This is a genomic window from Legionella nagasakiensis (genome assembly GCF_900639915.1).
GTDB classification, from domain to species: domain Bacteria; phylum Pseudomonadota; class Gammaproteobacteria; order Legionellales; family Legionellaceae; genus Legionella_A; species Legionella_A nagasakiensis.
The window spans coordinates 1-321 of record NZ_CAAAID010000053.1; the positions used below are offsets into that span (position 1 = coordinate 1).

Here is a 321-nt window from a genome sequence, read left to right on the forward strand (position 1 = left end):
GAGGAATTGGGCTAGTCAATTCGACTAAAAGGTATGCCTGAACATTTAGCGATGAAAATGTTTTCTGTTGCTGTTTCTTCCAACAGGACAGATTATGTCGTGACTAACGACCATTCTCAGCACTGCACTGATGATACAAAGAAAATTTGTGCCATCAGATGGTTTGTTGAGCAATTTCATCGCGAAATAAAACAGCTTACCGGAATTGATAAATGCCAATGTAGAAAGCAACGAATACAGCGAAACCACATTGCATCCGCTATTCATGTTTGGGTTAGTTTGAAAAAATTGGCATACAAAACAGGCCAAACTGTTTATTAG

General features: G+C 38.6%; 1 pseudogene. It reads left to right on the forward strand.

Features of this window, described 5'->3' with window-relative positions:
• Positions 1-18: 18 nt before the first annotated feature.
• A pseudogene (locus E1O52_RS13090) lies at positions 19-321 on the forward strand (transposase); the annotation flags it as partial.